Origin of the sequence: Reinekea sp. G2M2-21, assembly GCF_015687175.1 — a bacterium.
GTDB lineage: Bacteria > Pseudomonadota > Gammaproteobacteria > Pseudomonadales > Natronospirillaceae > Reinekea.
In genome coordinates this window covers 1,055,415-1,076,978 of sequence record NZ_JADPQG010000001.1, presented here as the reverse complement: position 1 = coordinate 1,076,978, position 21,564 = coordinate 1,055,415, and the positions used below count along the sequence as shown (strand labels likewise).

20 protein-coding genes are annotated in these 21,564 nt (G+C 48.0%); 10 read left to right on the top strand and 10 right to left on the bottom strand.

Annotation, left to right across the window (positions count from 1 at the left end):
• The first annotated feature begins 55 nt into the window (after window positions 1-55).
• Window positions 56-979, top strand: a complete 924-nt coding sequence (locus IYN85_RS04950; protein WP_196157719.1) for a DegV family protein — start codon at window positions 56-58, stop codon at window positions 977-979.
• 411 nt (window positions 980-1,390) lie between these two features.
• Here the strand turns inward: IYN85_RS04950 and IYN85_RS04945 are convergent, their stop codons facing one another.
• The gene (locus IYN85_RS04945; RefSeq protein WP_196157718.1) at window positions 1,391-2,380 is read right to left on the bottom strand and encodes a DUF4062 domain-containing protein; all 990 of its coding nucleotides are present in this window, start codon (window positions 2,378-2,380) and stop codon (window positions 1,391-1,393) included.
• A 142-nt stretch (window positions 2,381-2,522) separates the two neighbouring features.
• Window positions 2,523-3,140, bottom strand: coding sequence for a CoA pyrophosphatase (locus IYN85_RS04940; RefSeq protein WP_196157717.1), 618 nt, complete (start codon window positions 3,138-3,140; stop codon window positions 2,523-2,525).
• On the opposite strand from IYN85_RS04940, the gene IYN85_RS04935 reads away from it, so the two are divergent.
• The gene (locus IYN85_RS04935) at window positions 3,139-3,873 is read left to right on the top strand and encodes an NUDIX hydrolase (protein WP_230390471.1); all 735 of its coding nucleotides are present in this window, start codon (window positions 3,139-3,141) and stop codon (window positions 3,871-3,873) included. The two genes, IYN85_RS04940 and IYN85_RS04935, sit on opposite strands and share 2 nt — an antisense overlap.
• Before the next feature lie 190 nt (window positions 3,874-4,063).
• The gene (locus tag IYN85_RS04930; RefSeq protein ID WP_196157716.1) at window positions 4,064-5,434 is read left to right on the top strand and encodes a WS/DGAT domain-containing protein; all 1,371 of its coding nucleotides are present in this window, start codon (window positions 4,064-4,066) and stop codon (window positions 5,432-5,434) included.
• Here IYN85_RS04930 and IYN85_RS04925 read toward each other — a convergent pair.
• Both IYN85_RS04925 and IYN85_RS04920 read right to left on the bottom strand, forming a co-directional pair.
• Entirely contained in the window at window positions 5,431-6,318 is an 888-nt protein-coding gene (locus tag IYN85_RS04925; protein WP_196157715.1) for a triacylglycerol lipase, read from the bottom strand. The two genes, IYN85_RS04930 and IYN85_RS04925, sit on opposite strands and share 4 nt — an antisense overlap.
• Window positions 6,319-6,451: 133 nt before the next feature.
• On the bottom strand, window positions 6,452-8,461 hold the full coding sequence (locus tag IYN85_RS04920; protein ID WP_196157714.1) for an SDR family oxidoreductase: 2,010 nt from the start codon (window positions 8,459-8,461) through the stop codon (window positions 6,452-6,454).
• A gap of 193 nt (window positions 8,462-8,654) precedes the next feature.
• Between IYN85_RS04920 and IYN85_RS04915 the strand changes: the two genes are divergently transcribed.
• A complete protein-coding gene (locus IYN85_RS04915; protein WP_196157713.1) occupies window positions 8,655-9,275 on the top strand; it encodes a hypothetical protein in 621 nt (206 codons plus the stop codon).
• A gap of 38 nt (window positions 9,276-9,313) precedes the next feature.
• Here the strand turns inward: IYN85_RS04915 and IYN85_RS04910 are convergent, their stop codons facing one another.
• Window positions 9,314-10,093, bottom strand: a complete 780-nt coding sequence (locus IYN85_RS04910; protein ID WP_196157712.1) for a hypothetical protein — start codon at window positions 10,091-10,093, stop codon at window positions 9,314-9,316.
• Between the two features lie 101 nt (window positions 10,094-10,194).
• Between IYN85_RS04910 and IYN85_RS04905 the strand changes: the two genes are divergently transcribed.
• Both IYN85_RS04905 and IYN85_RS04900 read left to right on the top strand, forming a co-directional pair.
• Window positions 10,195-10,614, top strand: coding sequence for a phasin family protein (locus IYN85_RS04905; RefSeq protein ID WP_196157711.1), 420 nt, complete (start codon window positions 10,195-10,197; stop codon window positions 10,612-10,614).
• 29 nt (window positions 10,615-10,643) lie between these two features.
• Window positions 10,644-11,855, top strand: a complete 1,212-nt coding sequence (locus IYN85_RS04900) for a patatin-like phospholipase family protein (RefSeq protein ID WP_196157710.1) — start codon at window positions 10,644-10,646, stop codon at window positions 11,853-11,855.
• Window positions 11,856-12,020: 165 nt separating this feature from the next.
• On the opposite strand, the gene IYN85_RS04895 is transcribed toward IYN85_RS04900, so the two are convergent.
• Window positions 12,021-12,650, bottom strand: coding sequence for a TetR/AcrR family transcriptional regulator (locus IYN85_RS04895; RefSeq protein ID WP_196157709.1), 630 nt, complete (start codon window positions 12,648-12,650; stop codon window positions 12,021-12,023).
• Between the two features lie 123 nt (window positions 12,651-12,773).
• On the opposite strand from IYN85_RS04895, the gene IYN85_RS04890 reads away from it, so the two are divergent.
• Window positions 12,774-13,235 (top strand): phasin family protein, encoded by a 462-nt coding sequence (locus tag IYN85_RS04890; protein WP_196157708.1) that lies wholly within the window; start codon window positions 12,774-12,776, stop codon window positions 13,233-13,235.
• Between the two features lie 263 nt (window positions 13,236-13,498).
• Window positions 13,499-14,281, top strand: a complete 783-nt coding sequence (locus tag IYN85_RS04885) for a hypothetical protein (RefSeq protein ID WP_196157707.1) — start codon at window positions 13,499-13,501, stop codon at window positions 14,279-14,281.
• Between the two features lie 25 nt (window positions 14,282-14,306).
• On the opposite strand, the gene IYN85_RS04880 is transcribed toward IYN85_RS04885, so the two are convergent.
• Window positions 14,307-14,756: a hypothetical protein gene (locus IYN85_RS04880; RefSeq protein WP_196157706.1), complete on the bottom strand. Its 450-nt coding sequence runs from the start codon at window positions 14,754-14,756 to the stop codon at window positions 14,307-14,309.
• Window positions 14,757-15,252: 496 nt separating this feature from the next.
• On the opposite strand from IYN85_RS04880, the gene glgC reads away from it, so the two are divergent.
• Both glgC and IYN85_RS04870 read left to right on the top strand, forming a co-directional pair.
• Window positions 15,253-16,488, top strand: a complete 1,236-nt coding sequence (glgC, locus tag IYN85_RS04875; RefSeq protein WP_196157705.1) for a glucose-1-phosphate adenylyltransferase — start codon at window positions 15,253-15,255, stop codon at window positions 16,486-16,488.
• 8 nt (window positions 16,489-16,496) lie between these two features.
• Window positions 16,497-17,999 carry a glycogen synthase gene (locus IYN85_RS04870; RefSeq protein WP_196157704.1) on the top strand — a complete coding sequence of 501 codons (1,503 nt, stop codon included), beginning with the start codon at window positions 16,497-16,499 and terminating at the stop codon, window positions 17,997-17,999.
• Window positions 18,000-18,055: 56 nt separating this feature from the next.
• Here IYN85_RS04870 and IYN85_RS04865 read toward each other — a convergent pair whose 3' ends face one another.
• The 3 genes from IYN85_RS04865 to guaA form a co-directional block, all read right to left on the bottom strand.
• On the bottom strand, window positions 18,056-19,231 hold the full coding sequence (locus IYN85_RS04865; RefSeq protein WP_196157703.1) for an MFS transporter: 1,176 nt from the start codon (window positions 19,229-19,231) through the stop codon (window positions 18,056-18,058).
• The gene (gene tadA / locus IYN85_RS04860; protein WP_255533626.1) at window positions 19,228-19,743 is read right to left on the bottom strand and encodes a tRNA adenosine(34) deaminase TadA; all 516 of its coding nucleotides are present in this window, start codon (window positions 19,741-19,743) and stop codon (window positions 19,228-19,230) included. The genes IYN85_RS04865 and tadA overlap by 4 nt, the downstream gene beginning before the upstream one ends.
• A 209-nt stretch (window positions 19,744-19,952) precedes the next feature.
• Window positions 19,953-21,530, bottom strand: coding sequence for a glutamine-hydrolyzing GMP synthase (guaA, locus tag IYN85_RS04855; RefSeq protein ID WP_196157701.1), 1,578 nt, complete (start codon window positions 21,528-21,530; stop codon window positions 19,953-19,955).
• Window positions 21,531-21,564 lie beyond the last annotated feature (34 nt).

Below are 21,564 nucleotides of genomic sequence, written 5' to 3'. Positions count from 1 at the left end.
TTCGTAGGAACATAGGTCTAGAATGCGGCATGAATGACTGCAATTGGATAAAGAGATGAATGTTGGCATTGTTGTCGACTCGACCTGCGACCTGCCCAATTCCATCGTCGACCGTTACCAGGTCCACATTTTACCGTTGTCGGTAAAAACTAAATCAACGCACTTTATCGACGGCCGCCATCCAGAAGAATCGAACCAATTCTATAAGTCTACGCCGGTCAGCGCCCTGTCCCGTGCTGAAGTCGTAGATCTGTCCAAATCTAACATCGTCGAGCAACTCAAAAACGATTTGATCTACCAATACGACCATCTGTTGATTCTGGCCCCTCACATCAAGCTCAGTTCGACCTTAACCAGCTTGCGCGCGGCAGTTCAGGAACTGCAGTCTGACCTGGAGAGGTTGCGAAAACGAGCGAGCATCAGAAATGCATTTAAGGTCCGGATCATAGAAACCCAAACCAGCTATGCCGGTTATGGCCTAGTACTGTATGAGGCTTTGAGACTGATTTCCGAAAAAGCACGTTCCGTAGATCAATTGAAGCAACCTTTAGATCTCTTCAAAGGCAATGTGGAAACCTATGTGTTACCCGGCCACGAAAACTTTAACCCAAACTACCTGGGGCAACCGCCTTTCAATATCAGTTGGTTTTCCCAACAAAAACTTAAATTCACTGGCACCATCCCGGTACTGAAAGTGTCTGACGTCGGCGTGCAGCAACATCGGTTGTTGAAGGCCAGTCACGCTGAAAGTGATTTCTTCGAAATGCTTTACGACAAAATCACCCGCACAACCTTCAAAAACCACATGGTCAACCTCAGCTACGCAGGAAACTTATCACAGTTACGGGTACTGCCAACCTACAACGCGCTACAGGAACACATTCAAAGCAAAGGCGGAAAATTGGTCTTATCGGTGATGAGCCCAACTGCAGGTGCCCAGTTGGGGGCCAAAACTATTTCTGTGGCATTTGCAGGCTAAACCTAGGGCAGCTCTGATTAATTCAAATCACCTCAGTCCTATCAGATCGAAGCGTGTGTTGCAGAGAATGGCAAGTCTTTTTCAAAACACACAACAATGCTCTGTCATCGATCTGAAGGACCCAAAGGGCGGGCCTAGTGTCCTGAGTCAGAAGTTCGTATCGTTTCAGAGCTCATGGGAAGCGCTAGTCAAGGCGCTCTTTGTAGAGAATATCGAGATCTTTTCAAGAAGAGCAACGCCGTACCCGTGTTTTCCATGAGCTCCCTTCGGGCGCGACATTCAAGCTCTCTAGCGTCGTTCTGTCACTTATCAATGGAATAACCATTGACTGCGAGACACGCCTAGCTATAAAGCTTGAATAGCACGCTGAATTCATGCGAACTTTTGACTCAGGACACTCAAGAACGCTAATCAAGTTTCCCGTTGCAGGGCCAATTGTTCACCTGCTTCAGTCAGATGCCAGCGCCCATGATGATCAAACGCAATCAACAGCATAGCTCGCAGGCGTAGTTTCAGATCGTCAATGGAGTTCTGATGAATCCGGATATCCGAGACAGCGTGTGAGCCTTTCCACTCCCGTTGAGCATTACTTAACACCAAGTCGTGAATACGGCTCGATAATATCGCGCGGACTTTTGCTTCTGTCACTGGTGCCAACAACGTTGGGGATAGCCACTCAAACACATCTTCTAGCGGCAAATGCACCTGTCCTTCGATCTGTTTCAGCCGACCTTCACGAAATGCATTACATTGGTAAGACAAAAGCCAAGGACGTGAATCTTTCGCAAAGGATACATCGACGGATTGCGAAGGCACATGCGCCCGTTGCAACTTATGCGACAGTTGCGAAACCTGATTTTTCAACTTTTGAATCAGGTTCTGGTCGTCATGGTTGGTTTCAGGGACTAAGGGTTGCAGATCGGCCTTTATCCAGCCGACAGACGGGAACGCCTCGGTGATGCTTTCCAGCGCACGCTCCGCACTGTCGCGCAAACTGTCCTCGTCAGACCAATAGTAAACGTTGCCATCTTTGAGCTGCTGAATCAGGCCTTCAAGTCGTTTCCGATCAAAACTGTCCACGTTATGCACTTTATCACCGCTATAGATCAAGCTGACAACGGGTTTTCGGGCGGCCTGTGCAGCGGCATAAGTCGCATGGATATAGCCAACACCCTTATCGGTCAAGGCACCATACTCTGACCCGATCAACAGGAATACGTAATCCGCATCACTGATCGACTGCTGATTGAGCTTGAATATGTAATTGGCTGGGATTGGAGGATAGGCCAGACCAACAGGAATGCCCCGTTGCCCCATAATCGCTTCATCAAGTATTTTACGTTCGGCTTGTAAATGGCGTTCCAGAGAAGCCACCATCACCATCATTCGACTGTCTGTCATCTACAAAATTCGCTTACCTTAGCCGGTTGCCTGTCCCTGGAAATTGCCGCGCAGTTTAACACAGCACTCCAAATTGAACTACTTGATTTAACCTGTCTGCGCCATTGACCGCCTTCTACGAGCCGTTTACTTGCAGCTGCGGTTAAGGCGTTTCACCCGGTCGCGTGGCTTTGGAAAAATCCGGTACCGGCCATTGAGTGTCTTCAACTAGGTTGATCAGTTCCAACAGAATCATGGCGGTTAACCCCCATATATGTCTGCCTTTATAATAATAGTGTGGAATTTCAAAACTGATGCCATGACGGTCGATTTTCTGTAGTTCCGGCGCCTCGGTTGCAAAATAGGACCAGGGGACGGAAAAAATCTCCGCGATCTCGTCGGGGTTGGCCATGCTGTTTTCTGCGTGTGGCAAAGTCCCAACGATGGGGTATACCTGGACACCGTCCTTTGAAAACGCGGTCGATAACTGCCCGACCACAGAGATCTGGTGCTTCGGCAACGCAATTTCTTCAAATGTCTCTCGCAAAGCCGTGTCGATTAACGAGGCGTCCTCTAGCTCAAACATCCCACCCGGAAAGGACACCTGACCCGGATGACTGTTTAGATGCGAGGCTCTCACGGTTAGAAGAACTGACGGTTCTGGCGATAACACCAACGGCACAAGCACAGCGGCCCGGGGTTTATCAATGGAAATCACTTCAGGTTGATATGCCCCGAAGCGCTGAATTAGGCGTTGATTGAAAGATTCTGGATTCATCATGGTTAAATCATGGCATAAATTGAAGCAAATGCGCTCTTATTTACGCATTCGCCGCCGAAAATGCAAATTTTGCAAGCCGTTCTTCTATCCAGAAACCTTGCCGAGGCACTGCGTACACAAAGGTTCCTATCGGGTAACCGAACTGTTAATCTCGCCAGCAAAACAGCGAACGGAACCCAGAGACTTCCCTATGAACTATTGCAGTGAATGCGGTCACACAGTCACCTTGAAAATTCCCGAAGACGACCATCGTCCGCGCTACGTCTGTGACCGGTGCAATACCATTCATTATCAGAACCCCAGACTTATCACTGGAACCCTGCCGGTCGCCCCAGACGGACGCGTTTTGTTGTGCAAGCGCAATATCGAACCCAGAAAAAACTATTGGACACTACCAGCCGGTTTTATGGAAAACGGTGAATCCACCATTGAAGGTGCGTTACGGGAGACTTACGAAGAGTCCAGAGTAAAGGCGATCAATCCTACCTTGCTCAGCGTAATCAGTTTACCTTCATGGGACCAAGTACATGTGTTTTACTTAGTCGATATGCCCGATTTTCAATTTGCCACAACACCAGAAAGCTGCGAAGTTGCGTTATTCACCCAAGAGGATATTCCATGGTCTGATATCGCTTTTAAAACGGTAGGCAGAACTTTACGTCACTATTTCGCCTCGTCACGCGACGCATTGACCGTGTTGAACGATCACATCCATTTAACGACAATGGAATAATTACTCTGTTTTTGACTTAACTCAGCAGCCCTATTGAAAATCCTGTTCATTATGGATTGCAAAGCCAATGTTCAGGGTTACCGTTATTCATTGTCCCACCGGTACGTAAAACGGATGAAGTTCAGCACACCTTCCGCAGTGCCGGTATTGAATAGCAGCCCGTTCCGACAATAAGAATGAAGGGTGAGATATGGATACAGCACACTATCAGCACTCCCAATCGTCGTATGCCTATGAAACCATGGCTAGTGTTGATCACGCCTGGTTACGCATGGGGACCGCGGTCAGCCCCATGGTCATCAACGCAGTCATGACCTTTAAAACACCGGTCAAGCATGCACAGTTTCAACAACGAGTCATGGAAAGATTTGTCAGTATTTCACGTTTCCAGTGTCGAGCAGGTAGCGGCTTGGTTGGGGATCGATGGCAACCCTGCGTAATAGACTCTGAATACCATTTCCCGATCCATTCCGACCATCTCGATTCTGATGCCGAGTTACAGCAAGTTGCAACGCAGTTTATTAACCAGCCACTGGATGATCAGCGTCCACTTTGGCGAATGCTGTTAATTACTGGTTTTCAGCATGGTTCTGCACTGGTACTGCGAATTCACCACGCCTACGCGGACGGCATGGCGCTTATGAAGATCCTGCTGCAGTTAATGGATGAAGGTGAGATGATCCGCAGATTTGAGCAAAACCAAGCGTCTGCGTCTCCGCCGCCCGTTAAAAATGGCTGGCTACAGAAGCTGCAACCCTTCCTGCCGGGCAACGGTCGATGGGCCGAAACCCTATCGCTGGTTGAAGAACTAACGACCGAGCTGCTTAAAATGGGCCTCAGCCCTGGTGAAGAGAACGTCTTTAAACGGCCAGGGTTGTGCGGCAAGAAGCAACTTGTCTGGACCCCTCCACTGAAACTGGATGAGGTTAAAGCCATCGCGAAAGCGCAGTCGGCGAAGGTCAATGACGTGCTTCTAAGCTCCGCAACTGGTGCTTTCCGTCGTTACCTGAAATCCATCGATCAACTTACGTCGTGGTCGGAGCTTCGTACTGTCGTGCCTGTAGATCTTCGTTCGGCGTTAAGAGCACCCAATTTAGGCAATTACTTTGGTCTGGTATTTTTATCGCTACCGCTGAGCATTGAAGATCCCATTGAGCGGGCGTTGGTACTAAAGCAGCGTATGCAAGCGCTGAAAAGCAGTAAACAGGCGTGGCTGGTATTCCAGATCCTGCAGCTGTCTGGTTACTTACCGGATATCGCCGAAAAAGAACTGATTCGGTTGTTTTCCAGTAAAGCCTCCGCGGTGATGACTAATGTGCCAGGTCCCGCTTTTCCACTGCATTTTATCGGCAGTGAGCTGGACCAGATACTATTCTGGGTCCCTCAGTCTGGTTCCATTGGCGTCGGAGTGAGCATTCTGACATACAACAACCGAGTACAATTTGGCTTGATGACCGACCAACAACTGATTCAAACGCCGCAATCCATCATCGAGTGCTTTAACGATGAATTTGAGGCGCTGCTACTAGAAACATTGATGACCTTAGACTGGCCGACTTAAAGCACTTTCAATAGCCGGATGAGATGTCGGTGTAACCGGCGATCTATAGAGGCATTCAGATGCCCTCGCCCTCGGAGTCGTAAGGCATGGAACGGTGGCTTGCCCAATACCGATGGCATAACAATGGTGTCATGAGTGCTCCATATACCCACTGCCTTTTTAAATTGATCGGGCTGCTGGTTTAAGGTCGCCAACCAATCGCTGCCTTTGGCCATCTCTCGGCCATTGGCCGCACCAAAGAAACCCGTGATATTTGCAAGCAATGTGCCCTGATGCGGCGTATACAGAGTGATGAGATTGACATTTTTTTGTAATCCATCCGGTAACCGTCGGCAGGCCAGTCCGCCCATGCTGAAAGCAATCAGGGTAATGGATGCATTGCTATTTCGCGCTAGGCAATGCTCGATTTCGTTCTCCACTAATCGCGCAAAAGTTTCTATCGATGCAAATGCGGCAGACATTTCAACAGAGCTGAATGATACACCCGCTCGCTGCAGTTGACGGCCCAATTGAATCCAGAAACCATCGTTACACAGAAATCCATGCACAAAAATGACGTGCCGTTGCAAAACAGGCGGATGAGGATCAAGCGTTTTCCGAGGCTTCGCCTGTGCCCAAAAATACAGATAACAAAACGCGACGAATTCACCCCACCAAAAGCGTAAAAACTGCATTTTGGTGATCGTTGTAGACGCAAAGGAAACAGATACCGTGACCGCAATAATGCCAACGATGATTCCCCTTAATAGGACCATAGTTACCAACGTCAACAACAGCACCATCATCAGTGAGACTTGCGATTGACGGAACAGCGCGATAAGCAAAACGGCTTCGATGATCTGCCAAGACCAGATTAACCTGCGGACACTGAACAGGTCGTTCATATTGCTTCCCTCACCCATTGCGATACCCATCAAAACCATATGACTGACGTTGCACCACTACCTTGATGAAAAGCTCCTGAGATCATCGCCCAGAGATTTTCCGTTCCGTTCAGGCAGTACGCACCTCATCAAACTACCAATGCACTCCTTTCATCAGCGTAGCAAACAGCAGTTGTGCTGGCGAGGTAGGTGGCGGCGCCTTAGGCCGCTCTCCCTCGTCTGATTTTCTGGACTGTTCAGGAAATAACCGGAATGCCGTATTCAGAATCTGACGCTGCAGTGACGGTGACAGCGTATGCACCACATCCGCAAACTTGCCCAGCTTAGTGGTTAAACGCTCTGGCCGTTTCAATATTGCCTCAACAACCAGTTCAGCGGATTCCTGTGGCGTCAACGTTGGCACCTGATCGTACAGTGCAGTGGGTGCAATCATCGGTGTACGGACTAAAGGCATGTTGATATTGGTAAAGTAGATCTTATGGTCTGCCATTTCTGCCGCGGCACAACGCGAGAATGCTTCCAACGCAGATTTTGAAGCCACATAGGCTGAAAAACGAGGCGAATTACTGAGCACACCAATCGACGAAATATTAATCACATGACCTTCATGGCGACGCTCCATCAGTGGCAGGCTCTTCAAGGTAATTGCTACGCTGGCAAGGTAATTCAGATTAATGGTACGTTCAAAATCATGTAACCGATCGAGCGAATTCATGACAGAACGACGGATCGAATGACCTGCATTGTTAATGAGGAAGTCCAATCCGGAAAATTCCGTTTGAATCATATCGAACAGCCTGTTTCGATCTTCCTCTAGGGTAATATCTGCCTGAAAACTGTAGACTTTGCCGCCTGTGGCTTCTATTTCCACATGGGCCTGATGCAGTTGTTCCGGGTTACGTGCACAAATCAGCACCGTCGCCCCGCTTTTCGCCAATCGGATAGCCGTAGCCTTGCCAATTCCAGAGGACCCACCGGTAACCAGCACCACTTTATTGTGCAGCCGCTGTTCCAGTGTTTTTTCAACGAACAAATCCGGATCGAGATGCCGCTCCCAGTAATCCCAAAGCTGGTTCACATAGCCCGTCAGTGGCGGAATTGAAATACCTGCTTCCTGCAACAATGCTTCCGCTTTGCGATTATCGTACTTTGTTGGCCAGTTTAGAAACTTAAAAAAGTCTCGGGGAATCCCAAGGCTATCGACAAACTCATTCACAATTTCCTGAACACCCGGTGCTCCGAGCACCCCTTGCCGGATGATGGGTGGTAGGAACTCAAACATTCGTGCATTTATGCGCATTTCAAATTGCGGTGCATGCGCGGCTTTTGCGAACAAGTTAAGCAACTGACCAAATTTCCAATGCTCAGTATCGGTTAAATGAAAGGTTTGCCCATCCTGCCCGGGCACGAATGCCAGGTGATTTACCGCGTCGACAACAAAATCGACCGGCACCAGATTAAATCGGCCACCTTCTACCCCCAACAAGGGTGTCCACGGCGGCAAGGCATTACGAATCGACTTCAAGACATGGAACAGATAATACGGCCCATCTATTTTGTCCATCTCTCCGGTTTTGGAGTCACCGACCACAAACGAAGGCCGGTAAATACGGTATGGCAGAGCGCTTTCTTCACGGACGATACGTTCAGATTCGTGCTTTGTTGAAAAATAGGGATGCTCCAGATTCACCGCTTCAGCGAACATGTCTTCACGGAACACGCCCGGATAGAAACCGGCCGCCGCTATGGAGCTCATCAGATGAAAAGTTTTGACCTGAATCTGTTTCGCAAGATTGGTGGCAAAACGGGTACCCTGAACATTGACGGCCAATTGCGATTCGCGGTCAGCTTTGAGGTCGTAAATTGCCCCCAAATGAAAAAAGTCCGTAACTTGACCGGTCAGCCTTTCGATGTCTGGTGCGGAAACACCCAGCAATGGCTCTCGTAAATTGCCTTCTATAAATGTCAGCTTTTCGGCAGTCTGAGGATCGGACAAAATATCCTGAAACCGTTGCTGAGCTTTGTCTAAAGACGTTGGCCGAACCAGGACGAAAACCTCATCCAAATCGGGCTGTTGTTGAATTAACTTTATTACCAATCGGGCGCCGATAAAGCCCGTACCGCCGGTGACAAAAACTTTCATGTCTGTGTCCCCTAGTCTTTTTTTTGTAGACTCAGATTGTCATCGCGCCGGAAACCACGTGATGACACAGATCAGTTCAAAATGCATTCAACGGTGTTTAATGTTTCCATTCCACCCTAGTCATTGGCGACTTATGAGGCACTCTCAGAAATACCAGCAAAAAATCCTGTTTCATTTAGAAAAGGTAAATAACGTGGCTCAGACGGTAGCCTTCAAGCAGTTGCAGCAATGGCAATCTCATCGGCTTCTGGTTACCCATGAGGCCCTATACCAACAAACCCGATTCCGCCCTGCAATGGACTTCTTTAAAGATGAGCTCTACTGCGCGGAACATTTTCACCGGCGCAACCGGCAACTGATCCACGCGGTTCCACTGATGTGTAATACGATGCCTGAATCGGTTCTAGAAATTGTGGCCAGTGCTGCTGAATTGCACAGTCTGAGTCTCGAGCTCGACACCGTATTACTCAGTCATATCCCAGGTACAGCAAATATCAACCAGCTTACCTTGGCACAATGGATAAACGCGTATCGCTTATCCAACAACCCGCAGCAGCGGGCACGGCAATTGGACTTGATCGAACTGCTGGGGAATGAGTTGGCGAAGGCTGTAACTATGCCCATGGTCCGTGCCTTATTAACCTGGGCCAGATTGCCGGCAAAATTAGCCGGTTACGAAGACATACATCACTTTGTCTGCGCTGGTTTCCACGCGTTCGAACACTTGGAGAACCCCGATGACTTTCTGGTTCCGGTACTAACCACCGAACGGGCTTTATCCCGCGAATGGTTTCATCCAGATGCGGCCAGTTAATGAGATGCGCGTAAAATCGGGTACTTCAAGTAGAAGCCCTATGCTTCCGCTAACTCCCTCTGCGCAATGTAATAATCCAAGGCCTCCAACGCGTCTGCCGGTGGATTGGCAACCGCTTCCTGGTACATAGCCACGGCTTGTTTCAACTGTTTTTTGCCGTGAAGAGCAATGATACCGTCGGCGTATTCTGTTTTGGCGCTGATGGAGAACGGCGCCAGTTTCACTGCCTTCCGGTAATGCTCAATGGCTTCATCCGCGGAAACCGCATAGGTTAATTTGGCCGCCAGTTTACCCAATTTACCGATAATTTCTGCTGCGTAAGTGCCCTGAGCCGTATGGGCGTCAGCGTGTTCGGGCGCTAAGCGCAAACATGCCGTCAGGGCAGTCTGGATTTTTCCTGCGATGCCTTCGGCAAGTGCTTTGGTCACCGAAATAAACTGACCATATCGGCCAAGGTTGTAAGCAATTTGGTAGTAAGCATTAAATTGCGACGGATCATTTTTCACTATTTGCTCGCTGATGCTGGCGATTTCCTTAAACAATGCCACCTTTTGATCTGAATCCGTTTCCAGGTAATGCGCATAGGTCGCCAGTGCTTTTAATCGTAAGGATTGTCCATCCGGCAATGCATTGGCCACTTCCGCACAGCGCTGGAAGTCTCCGTTGTGAAACAGCAACCAGGCAGCCGTTAATTGGGGAGTCTGCGGTAATGGTTCGCAATCACCGGCGTGTAACCGAGGCCAGAGTTCGATCAGGCGAGATTCTGATAAGGGCGTAAAAAGCGCCTTAACCTCTTCTAAGTTGACTTGTGTCATCATTTTTTCTCCGGTCAGCAGCGAATTAGTGTGTTTACTCTAAACCCGAGGATTACAGTAAATATGGAGCTAAATCAATTGGCTCGTCATTTGGAGGAAAGGTCATGAGCAAATTAACACAATCAAAACTCAATACTGCGACTCAAACCACCATGGACACCGCACGCCAAATGTGGATGGCTGGACTGGGTGCGTTTGTAAAAACCGGTCAGGAAGGTGGACGTCTGTTCTCATCTTTGGTCGAAGAAGGTGAAAAGTTCCAGGATAAGGTTTCAACCAAAACCACTAATCAGGTTAATGACACAGTTGATTCAGTGATGAACCGCGCATCTGGTCAATGGGACAAACTGGAAGCGATTCTGGAAGATCGCGTCATTAAAGTTTTGGATAAACTGGGTGTACCCACCAAAGATGATGTTGCAGAGTTGATTGAAAAAATAGATGCACTGCAGGCTGCGGTTGATAACTCTGCTAAGAAACCCGCTGTAAAAACCAAAAAGACAGATACAGAAACCACCGCCTGATTCCGATGTTCAGGCAATGGAGGTGAGTTATGGGTGTACGACCGCTGACCGACTCTAAGACCATCGCCCTCGCCCTTGCGGGCGGTGGTCCCATGGGAGGACTTTACGAATTGGGTGCGTTACTGGCATTACAGCAGGCGCTGCCCGAACTGAAACAGCATGAACTGCCGATGTATGTTGGCGTCAGTGCGGGTTCTGTTATCGCTGCTTCATTGGCAAATCGATTCAGCATAGAAGAAATTGCCAGTAACCTGTTGCGTCCCGACGAAGTTGAACACCCAATTCACCCCTCACTTTTCTATACTCCCGCATGGCAGGAGTATTTAAGAAGAGTGGCCAGAATTCCCGGCCTAGCCTGGAACGCTATTTACGATTACGTCAAACAACCGCAGGATGAGTCGTTGCTGGAAAGCTTTACCCGCATGAAACAGGTATTACCTGCGGGCTTTTTCAACAACGCACCTATCGAAAAATATCTACGCCACCTGTTCGATGACATTGGCGTCAGCAATGACTTCCGCGAGCTAGACCCATTACTGATGATTGTCGCGGCCGACCTTGATTGCGGCCGGTCAGTTGTTTTTGGTCAACCTGGCTGGGACGATGTGCCCATATCCAAAGCAGTTCAGGCATCTACCTGCGTCCCTGGCCTTTATGTGCCAGTTGAAATTCATAACCACTATTTTATAGATGGCATTCTATACAAAACGGTCCATGCATCTGCTGCACTAGATGCGGGCGCGGACATGGTCATCTGCGTTAACCCGATCGTGCCCTATTGCAATAAGAAGTTTTCCACCGACGCACCTGCAGCAACATCGATCATCAACGAAGGTACTACCGGTATTATCAGTCAGGCGGTCAGGGCCATGGTGCATTCTCGCTCCGTTACCGGATTCCGGCAGTATGAGCGGGACTTTGCCGACAAGGACATCCTGCTTTTTGAACCTAAGACCGATGATGCCGACTGGTTCTTCGCCAACGAATTCAGCTTCAAAAACCGGGTGCAATTGGTTGATAAGTCGTACAGGGCAACACTTGCCGAATTACGTGAACGTCAATCTACGTTGAATAAGACTTTAGAAAACTATGGTTTGGTTCTATCGGATCAGAATTTATTAGCCAATGACCATATTCTTAACAAAGCAAAACAGCGAAATCGGCGCTTAAGCCCACATATGGCGCAGCTTCGTAAAAGTCTGAATAACTTGGAAAGAGATGTCTTAAAGCGACAGCTATGACAGCCAAGACAAGGCGGTAAACCGCAGGCATAGTGGCGCTGCGTCAAAGTTTTCCAACGCAGGATTGGACGCTATTGCGAAGCGATTTGTTACCTTATTTTTTGCATAGGCCACAAATTAACAGGATTACCAGGTTTTTCTCGTTAGTCTTCGCGACCAACTGGCCTAACTAACCATGCTAGGCTGCTTGATCAGTTGTTCCACGCGGATCTGCTCAGCAGCCTTCATGTAAGGTAGCAACAAACCCAAGATCTGTTGCAACGCACTGGTAAAAGGCGATTGGTCCTGAGTTGACGTATGACGATGCATTTCATAAAAATCTTGCCAGAATATCGCAATAAAAGTGACCTGCTGAGCAATCCTGATCAAGTCCGACTCTGTCGCCACCAATTCATTCCGATGTTTTAAAGACTGAAAGATAGATAGTTGCTTTTGCTCTACCTGTTTCATCAATCGATGATAATACGGTCGGATATGACGATTACTGTATTGCAAATAGCTCTGATCATGGAACAAAAACTGATAATGACCGACAGAATCAAACCACTCGTGCCACCAGAGTGCCCAGTGTTCGAGTTCACAATCCTCTTCGACAATACTTAACAAGGGTGTGAGCTGCGCATTGAAGCGCTTAAAGAGCGCCAAGATAATTTCATCTTTATTTTTAAAATGATAATAAAGATTGCCTACACTCAGTTCAGCCTGGTCAGCAATCGCATTCGTCGTCACTTTTGCCGCGCCTTGCTCATTCAATAGAATCAATGAGGCCTCAAGTATTCGATCTACCGTTTTCATATCCATAACCAGCGTTATATTTGTATCATGGTTACACGCGACCAGTGATCAAATATTGACCTTCATCAAAACCCCACGACGGATCAGTTCTATTCTGTAGACACACCTGAAAGGAGTGCCGTCATGGACACATCACTACCGAAAAAAATCTGGTTGGCTGGTTTGGGTGCCATAGCACGGGCTGAACGCGAAGGCGACGTTTGGTTGGAAGAGCTGATGGCCGAAGGCGAAACATTTGAAAGGGAAAAAAAAGACGATATTGATAATGCGCTGCAGGAAATGACCGAAAGAGTAAAAGGGTCACGAAACCGCGTGAAACAACGATTTGATTCAATCGAATCAACCTTCGAGACGAAGGTCTCCAAGCTGTTGCATAAGGTTGGATTAGCATCAGCGGATGAGCTGGGTATATTGCAATCTCGGCTTGACGCTCTGGAAAAACAGCTGACTGCTGCGAAAAGCACAAAAAACAGCGCCCCCAAAAAAGCCGCCGCAACTAAGCCAAGGTCAAAAACCCAAGCGAACACGACGGCTAAGGCAAACAAGATACCAAAAGCAAGCAATGCAAAAAAAGCCGCACCCTAGGTCAACATCTAATACTGAGGTTGCTGATACTCCGCAAACAGCGTTATTGCTGTAGCTGAGATACCTAACCTGCCCTATCCCCCAGGGCAGGTTCACACCTATCCTTCTCGCAATCGCTTTCGCATAACGTCTTGTTTTACGGCCGCTTTTTCCAAATGACCTTCACTTTTCCCGGGAACGGCCGTTACACTGGTGAGATACGCACATTTGGTCTTATGCCGTTTCGTGCCTAAACTTTAGTCGAGCATTGAGAAGTCTGATTTATGAACGCAAACACGACATTGTTTACCGTAATTGGTATTGCCGTATTGGCGATCATGATTATTGGCATGCTTGTCTCTCAAAGTCGGCATAAAGCGTTAGAAGCACGGAATAATCAAATTAAAATGCTCATGCTTCAGCAGAGAAGACTGCAAAATCTTTTAAGAACGCTACCAAATAGCTACCTTTCGCCGGAATTAAGAGATTTTTTATACCAAGCTCTGTTACAAAACCTAAAGAGCCACATGGCACTGGTTCCAGACAAAAACGACCTGCTAAAAGAAGACTATCGTCAAATTGCAGAGGAGCGGGAACGAGTTAAGATGAACCCGCCTCCCGCCACAAACGAATTTATCAGTGCCGATCAAGCCAGTATTTACCGAGGATTACTGAAATCTCTTAACGAGTTTATTCGTCGTAATTACGAAACCGGTCGACTCAAGAAAGACCATGCTGAAAAGATGATCAAACAGGTGCAGATTAAGTTAATTGAAACCGCGGTGGATTTTTTCCTGCTGACAGGTAAAGAATTCAAAGCGCAGGGAAAGTTCCGACAAACCCGAAATGCCTACCAGAAAGCGCTCGATACTATCGAAAATTCAGCCTATGCAAATGAGTTCAAGCAAGAAGTCGTGAAAATTCGTGCCTTGTTGAACAAAGCAATTGAAGACTGGCGCAGCAGCCGCGAGGCAGACAGCGCCAAAGCATCACAAAAATTAGCCGGTGAGATGGAATCACTTGTGGACGATCAGGATAGCTGGAAGAAAAAACAAACCTATGAATAAATCTACTTGGCGCTTGTAGCGTTTATTACTGGCGTTCGTTACGTGGTTGTAACGAAAACTGCAACGGTGACGATAGGGCCATTTCAACCAATTGCTGCCCATTCACCATCCAACTACTGCACGCTGGCGTGACACAGGCACCAAAAGCAGTAATAGTCCCTTCTGGGATAGCCTCCAATACCTCTTGCTTTGGGCCTACACAAATCATTTTGCCCGGCGCGTACTGCACATTACCTTGGTCCAGAGTGACTGTCACAGACCACAAACATTGGGACAGCACTTCAAGATCACCAGACGCCTGCGCAGATGTCTCTGGTTTCAACGCAACGACCGCTGACTCGGTAATTGTCTGTTCAAACAATGAGGACGCCGTAAGAAAGGGGCTGTTAATCGTATATAAAGGATCTGCAAGACTGACTGAAGATAAAGCGGTAAGTGAAAGAGTTAACACCAGTGTCTTGTTCAGTAAACGCATCTAAGCGGCTCCTAATAAGGGTATTTATAATATTTGAATAGTTTAACAGAATGGTTGGCGACAATTATACATTTTGTCAGTTCACTGTGCGGCGCAATTATCAGAATTCACACCCCGTTGGTCTTTTCAATACACAGGTGGGACTGTATTCTATTTCCAGATTCGACAGGTTAGCCGTCTATATGAACATACGTTTCTTAATTTTTTTGATCATCTTTGCTGTCATCATTGTTGCCTTAGTCATTTTTGAGCTTGGTCGACCCAATCCATGGGACTCTGACGTTTTCTTTGGTCAAGTGGGCGTAAAACCGATACATGTCATACAGATGTATCCGCAGACAACCTAAACTGAATACAGAAGCCGCCCCGAAGGTTATGTACAGCAGCACCTTCAGGCAACAGCACTGAAAAACCGGCACAGACCGGTAAATGAAAGAACTGCCGAACGCCGCAGTTACATAACAAAGACAACGCAACTAGACAATAAGGATTCAACATGTCCGGAATACTCTCTATGATTCTGGCCGGTGGTGAAGGTACACGTTTGGCGCCACTTACTTCCGTGAGGGCAAAACCAGCCGTTCCCTTCGGAGGTAACTACCGGATTATCGACTTTGTACTTAACAACTTTGTTAACTCAGACTTACTGCAAATATTTGTTCTTACTCAATTTAAATCGCACTCACTTAATAAACACATGAGCCGCCGATGGCAAATCACCGGCTTGACCAATCGCTTTATTGATACGATCCCGGCGCAAATGCAGATGGGCAAACATTGGTATCAGGGCACCGCCGATGCGATTTACCAGAACATTTCACTGGTGGAAGGTCTGGACCCAGAATTTGTTTGCGTCTTCGGCGGTGACCATATTTACAAAATGGATGTGCGGCAGATGATCGATTTTCACCGCAGTCACGATAACGCCAAGCTCACTGTTGCGGCAATTCCAGTACCGGTTGATCAGGCAGACCAATTCGGCGTCATCGAAATCGATGAAAATTACAAAATGATCGGCTTTCAGGAAAAACCTAAGAAGAATGTAAAAACCATACCAGGTCGCCCTGACTATGTTTTGGCGTCAATGGGTAACTATGTATTTACTGCAGGCACACTGGTTGATTGCCTGAAATCCGATGCTGAAGAGCGCGACTCATTGCACGACTTCGGCCATAACATTATTCCCACTCTGGTACCCACCGGAGACGTATACGTTTACGACTTCTCCACCAACGCCATTCGTGGCGAACCCGAAGGTACCAACGGCTACTGGCGCGATGTGGGTACAATAGACTCGCTCTACGAAGCGAACATGGATCTTCTGGAAATCATTCCACCCATCGATCTGTACAACCGTCATTGGCCTATGCGCAGTTATCACCCTGCTGTGCCACCAGCGAAGTTTGTTCATGATCAGGAAAATCGAAAAGGCCAAGCCATAGGCTCCATTGTGTCGGCTGGCTCTATCGTCTCCGGCAGTGGTGTGTATCACTCCATACTTGGCTACAACAGCCACATCCACAGTCATGCACACATTGAAAACAGTGTCTTACTGGGCAACATCGACGTCGGCCGCGGTTGTCAGATACACAAAGCCATTATCGATAAAGACGTTGTTATCGCTCCAGGTACTATTATTGGCGCGAACCCAGAGCATGATAAAGAACGCTTCCACGTATCGCCCAATGGCATCGTTGTCATTCCAAAAGGGGCTCGCGTCGGGTTTGATTGAGTAATTACATGAAAATTTTGTTTATTGCCTCTGAAGTTGAAGGCTTTGTAAAAACCGGGGGGCTGGCTGATGTCGCCTATGCCCTGCCCAAAGCCCTGCACGCCCTGGGTCACGATGTTCGCATCGTAATGCCTGCTTACCAAATAATCCGTGATATCTGGCAACAATGGCCAGTCACTGAGTTTGAAAGCCAGATCAGCTACTATAACCGAGAGTCCGTCCATGCCCATTATGGGCAACACGAAGACCTCTCTGTCATTGCCATGAGCCATGAAAAGAGCTTCGCACGCAACGGCCTATACGATGATGGCCAGTATGCTTACGACGACAACGCCTACCGATACGCGGTACTCAGTAAAGCGTCACTTGACTGGTGTAAAGTTGAAAACTGGCAACCCGACATCGTTCATACTAACGACTGGCAGTCGGCCCTTGCGTGTTTTTATGTCTCAGAACACTTCGCCAACGATGACTTTTTTGCCAATACGCGTACGGTACTGTCAATCCACAACGGTGCTTATCAAATGCATTGCGATAAACGATGGTTGGCCGAAGTTGGGATTGATGAACGATTCTATAACCCGCATGATTTTGAGGATGGCAACGGCCTGAATATTTTAAAAGGGTCGCTGGGCTTTGCCGATGGTGTCACCACCGTCAGCCCTGGCTATGCATCTGAATTGATCACGCCAATGGGCGGTCATGGGCTGGACTTTAAATATCGCGCACTGACCAAACCGCTTACTGGAATCCTGAATGGATGTGATTACGACCAATGGAATCCGGAAACCGATCCGTGGATTATCAAGCAATTCGCTGCGGCCGATGACGCAGGAAAAGCCCAGTGCAAACGAGCCCTGCAGAAAGAATTACAACTCGATATTGACCCTAATGTCCCGCTACTGGGCAGCATATGTCGGCTGGTGGACCAAAAAGGCATTCATCTGCTGGTTCCCGTGATTCTGGAGTTGATGAAGAATCACGATTGCCAGATTGCTATGCTCGGCTCAGGTGATCAGACCATGGCAAATCAATTGCTCTTCATACAACGACAGTATCCACATCGCTTCCATTTTGTGAACGGTTATGACGTTGGACTATCGCATCGTATCGAGGCGGGAATTGATGCCTTTTTGATGCCTTCCGTGTTTGAACCCTGCGGCCTCAATCAAATCTACAGTCTGCGCTATGGAACTATCCCATTGGTCCGCGAAGTCGGCGGCCTGCAGGATACTGTTTGTCGTTTAAGTCAATCACAACGCAATCTGAAGTCAGCTACAGGCTTTATGTTCTCAGAATTGAGTGAAGAAGCACTACTAACAGAAACGTTGAGAATGCTCGATGTGTACAAAAACAAACATACACAATGGAGGGCAATGCAACGAAACGGGATGGCAAAACGATTCAGTTGGAAAAAATCTGCGATCCAATATCAGGAGTTTTATCGCGATTTACTGAAATCTCCTAAGACACATCACGCGCTGAATACCCAGAGTACCGGTCAAGACTGACCAGGCAAACCCCAAAAAAGCCATCTGAGCAATCAGTTGGCTTTTTTGCCAGCAACCTACTCTGGTTGCGTTTCTTTAAAGCCGAACCAAGTGACCACGAGGGCCAGCAGTGTCCACCCTGCCGCCTGCAAATAGACCAGACCAGAACCATTCCACAAATACCCCGCCAACAGATTACCGCAAAACAAGCCAAGCCCGGTTCCCAATGCGACATAAAGACCCTGACCAAAACTTGCCCGTGACTCTGGAAAGAGATGCGCAATACGATGCACAGCGACAGAGTGCACCAGACCAAAGGTCAGCGCATGTAGTGACTGCGTGAACAACACGATCCAAAATATATCAGGGAAACGGTACAACAATAGCCAGCGAATGATCGTAAATAACAGCGCAAAGCTCATCAAGATACGCTCGGAAAAATGCGAGAACAGACGCGCAACATAGAAAAAAATCAGTATTTCGCACAGGGCACCAAAACTGATTAGGAACCCATTGACTGAAGCGGAAAAACCCTGAGCCCGTAGATAAATATCAAAAAAAGTATTGTAAGGTGCCATGCCGAACTGCCAAAACAAAACCACCAGCAATAAAACGATCACCTGTCCCCATTGCACCGTAAACGCGTCGTCAACTCGTTGCTCTGCACTCGCCTCCTGGCTGTCTTTGACATGAGGTCGTTCAGGAATAATGTAAGTTGATGCGAACATCAATAGCGTTACCACGGTACCGGCTATTGGTAAAATCGCGACTGGGTATATATCTAGAAGCTGCCCCATTACCCAGACGATAACAACAAATCCCAACGATCCCCACAAGCGAATCTGCCCATAGCGTTTTCTTTCTGAACCCAATATAGCGAGTGTCACCGATTCCATCTGCGGCAACACTGCGGATAAAAAAACCCCGAACAAACCAAAGATCAACAGATACTGCCAAAAGCCTTCAGCGAACAGCGAGAGTAAATAAAACAGGCCAATGGCGAGGAAACCAAAACGAATAAACACAAGTCGGCGGCCAGTCTTATCAGCCAAATAACTGAACAAGAAGGGGGCAAACAGGTTAACCCCATTCACCACAGCCAAAATGACGCTAGTCTCCCGCTCGGTAAGCCCATTCTCGGTTAAAAATCGTGCGACAAAGGGCATAAAAATGCCGAACAAGGCGAAGAACAGTAAATACATCGGCGATATACGCCAGGAAATCTGTGAAAAACGGAGTTTCGTGGTGTTCACTCAAGGTCCTTATTGGTATTGACTCGTGCACGCAGCGCCTTTTTTCGCTCACGACGCACCTTAAAAAACTGGCTCATTTTCGCAGCACAATCGTCTGCGAGAACACCGGCAAAGATGGCAAACTGATGATTGAAATGAGACTGAGTTGCAATGTCCACTGCGGAACAAATAGCGCCCGCTTTAGGCTCCTCAGCACCATACACTAACGTTGAAATACGACTGTGCACCAGCAACCCGGTACACATCGAACATGGCTCAATCGTGACGTAAAGCGAGCACCCAACCAAACGATAATTGCCGATACGTTTTGCAGCAGCCCGTATCGCCACCATTTCCGCATGTGCGCTGGGGTCAAGTCCGGTTATGGTTTGGTTAAACCCCTCACCGATAATCTTGCCATCCTGAACAACAACCGCACCAATGGGCACCTCGCCCTGTTCAGAAGCTTGATCGGCGAGCTCTAATGCTCGCCGCATAAATATTTCGTGCCGATCAGTCGCCGAAGGATTCAAATTTATTCTCGAAACATCTGGTTTAAACGGATACTCGCAGAACGATATCTACGTGCACTCACCTTTTGCTTATAACTTAACCGCACGAAAGCTCACGCATTTTAAATCAGGGCGATACAGGGTACCAATAAAAAAGCCGGCGATGCACTTTGCGCAACGCCAGCTTCTGTTATGTCAGCCAACTTGGCTTAAGGCGTTTGAACTGCGGTTTATTCCCACTCAATGGTGGCCGGTGGCTTACCCGAAATATCGTAAACCACACGAGAGACACCCTTAATCTCGTTAATGATTCGGTTACTGACTTTACCCAGTAATTCGTAGGGCAAATGCGCCCAACGTGCTGTCATGAAATCAATCGTTTCCACGGCGCGAATGGCGATAACCCACTCGTATCGGCGACCATCTCCGACAACACCGACAGATTTAACCGGCAGAAACACAGCGAACGCTTGCGATGTTTTATGGTACCAGTCTGCATTGTGTAGCTCTTCCATAAAGATTGCATCGGCTTCCCGCAGGATGTCGGCGTATTCTTTCTTTACTTCGCCAAGAATACGCACGCCCAAGCCAGGGCCGGGAAACGGGTGACGGTAAACCATATCGTATGGCAGGCCCAGTTCCAGACCTATTTTCCGCACTTCGTCTTTAAATAATTCCCGTAATGGCTCTACCAATTCCATCTTCATGTCATCGGGTAGTCCGCCTACATTATGATGTGACTTGATCACGTGAGCTTTGCCAGTTTTAGAAGCGGCTGATTCAATCACATCCGGATAAATAGTGCCCTGTGCAAGGAAATCAACGTTCTGAATCTTATGCGCTTCTTCATCAAAGACATGGATAAACTCACGACCAATAATCTTTCGCTTCGCTTCCGGGTCGGCTTCACCCTTAAGGGCATTTAAGAACCGCTCTTCGGCGTTGGCGCGAACCACATTCACGCCCATGTTGTCGGCGAACATTTTCATGACCTGGTCACCTTCGTCTTTACGGAGCAATCCATTATCTACGAAAACACAGGTTAATTGATCGCCAATCGCGCGGTGTAATAATGCAGCCACGACGGATGAGTCGACGCCACCTGACAAACCTAACAGAACACGTCGATCCCCTACTTGGTTGCGGACACGTTCGATTTGATCTTCAATGATGTTTTCAGCGGTCCATAGCGCATCGCAATCCGCCATGGTACGGATAAACCGTTCGAGAATTTCCGCACCTTTTAACGTATGGGTAACTTCCGGATGAAACTGAATGCCATAGTATTTTTTGGCGTTATTCGCCATGGCGGCAATTGGACAACTCGGGGTTGAAGCCATCAGTTCAAAACCTTCTGGCAACTGGATTACTTTGTCTCCATGACTCATCCACACGTCGAGAATGTCGCCGGCGGCAGACTGACGATCAAACAAACCATGCAACAACTGCCCGTCGCCTTCTACTTTGACTTCGGCGTAACCAAATTCCTGCTCTTTAGAGGATGAAACCTTACCACCAAATTGCTCGGCCATGGTTTGCATGCCATAACAGATTCCCAGCACGGGAACCCCGAGGTCAAACACCATTTGAGGCGCTCTGGGGCTATTCGCTTCAGTAACGGATTCTGGTCCGCCAGACAAGATAATGCCTTTCGGCGCGAAAGCTTTAATATCGTCATCGGCCATGTCGTAAGCATAGATTTCACAGAATACACCCAGCTCACGAACGCGACGGGCAATAAGCTGAGTGTATTGAGACCCGAAATCGAGAATCAGAATTTTATGGGAATGGATATTTACATGAGACATTTTATAAACTCTGTTGAATTAAGGTGGCGGCGAC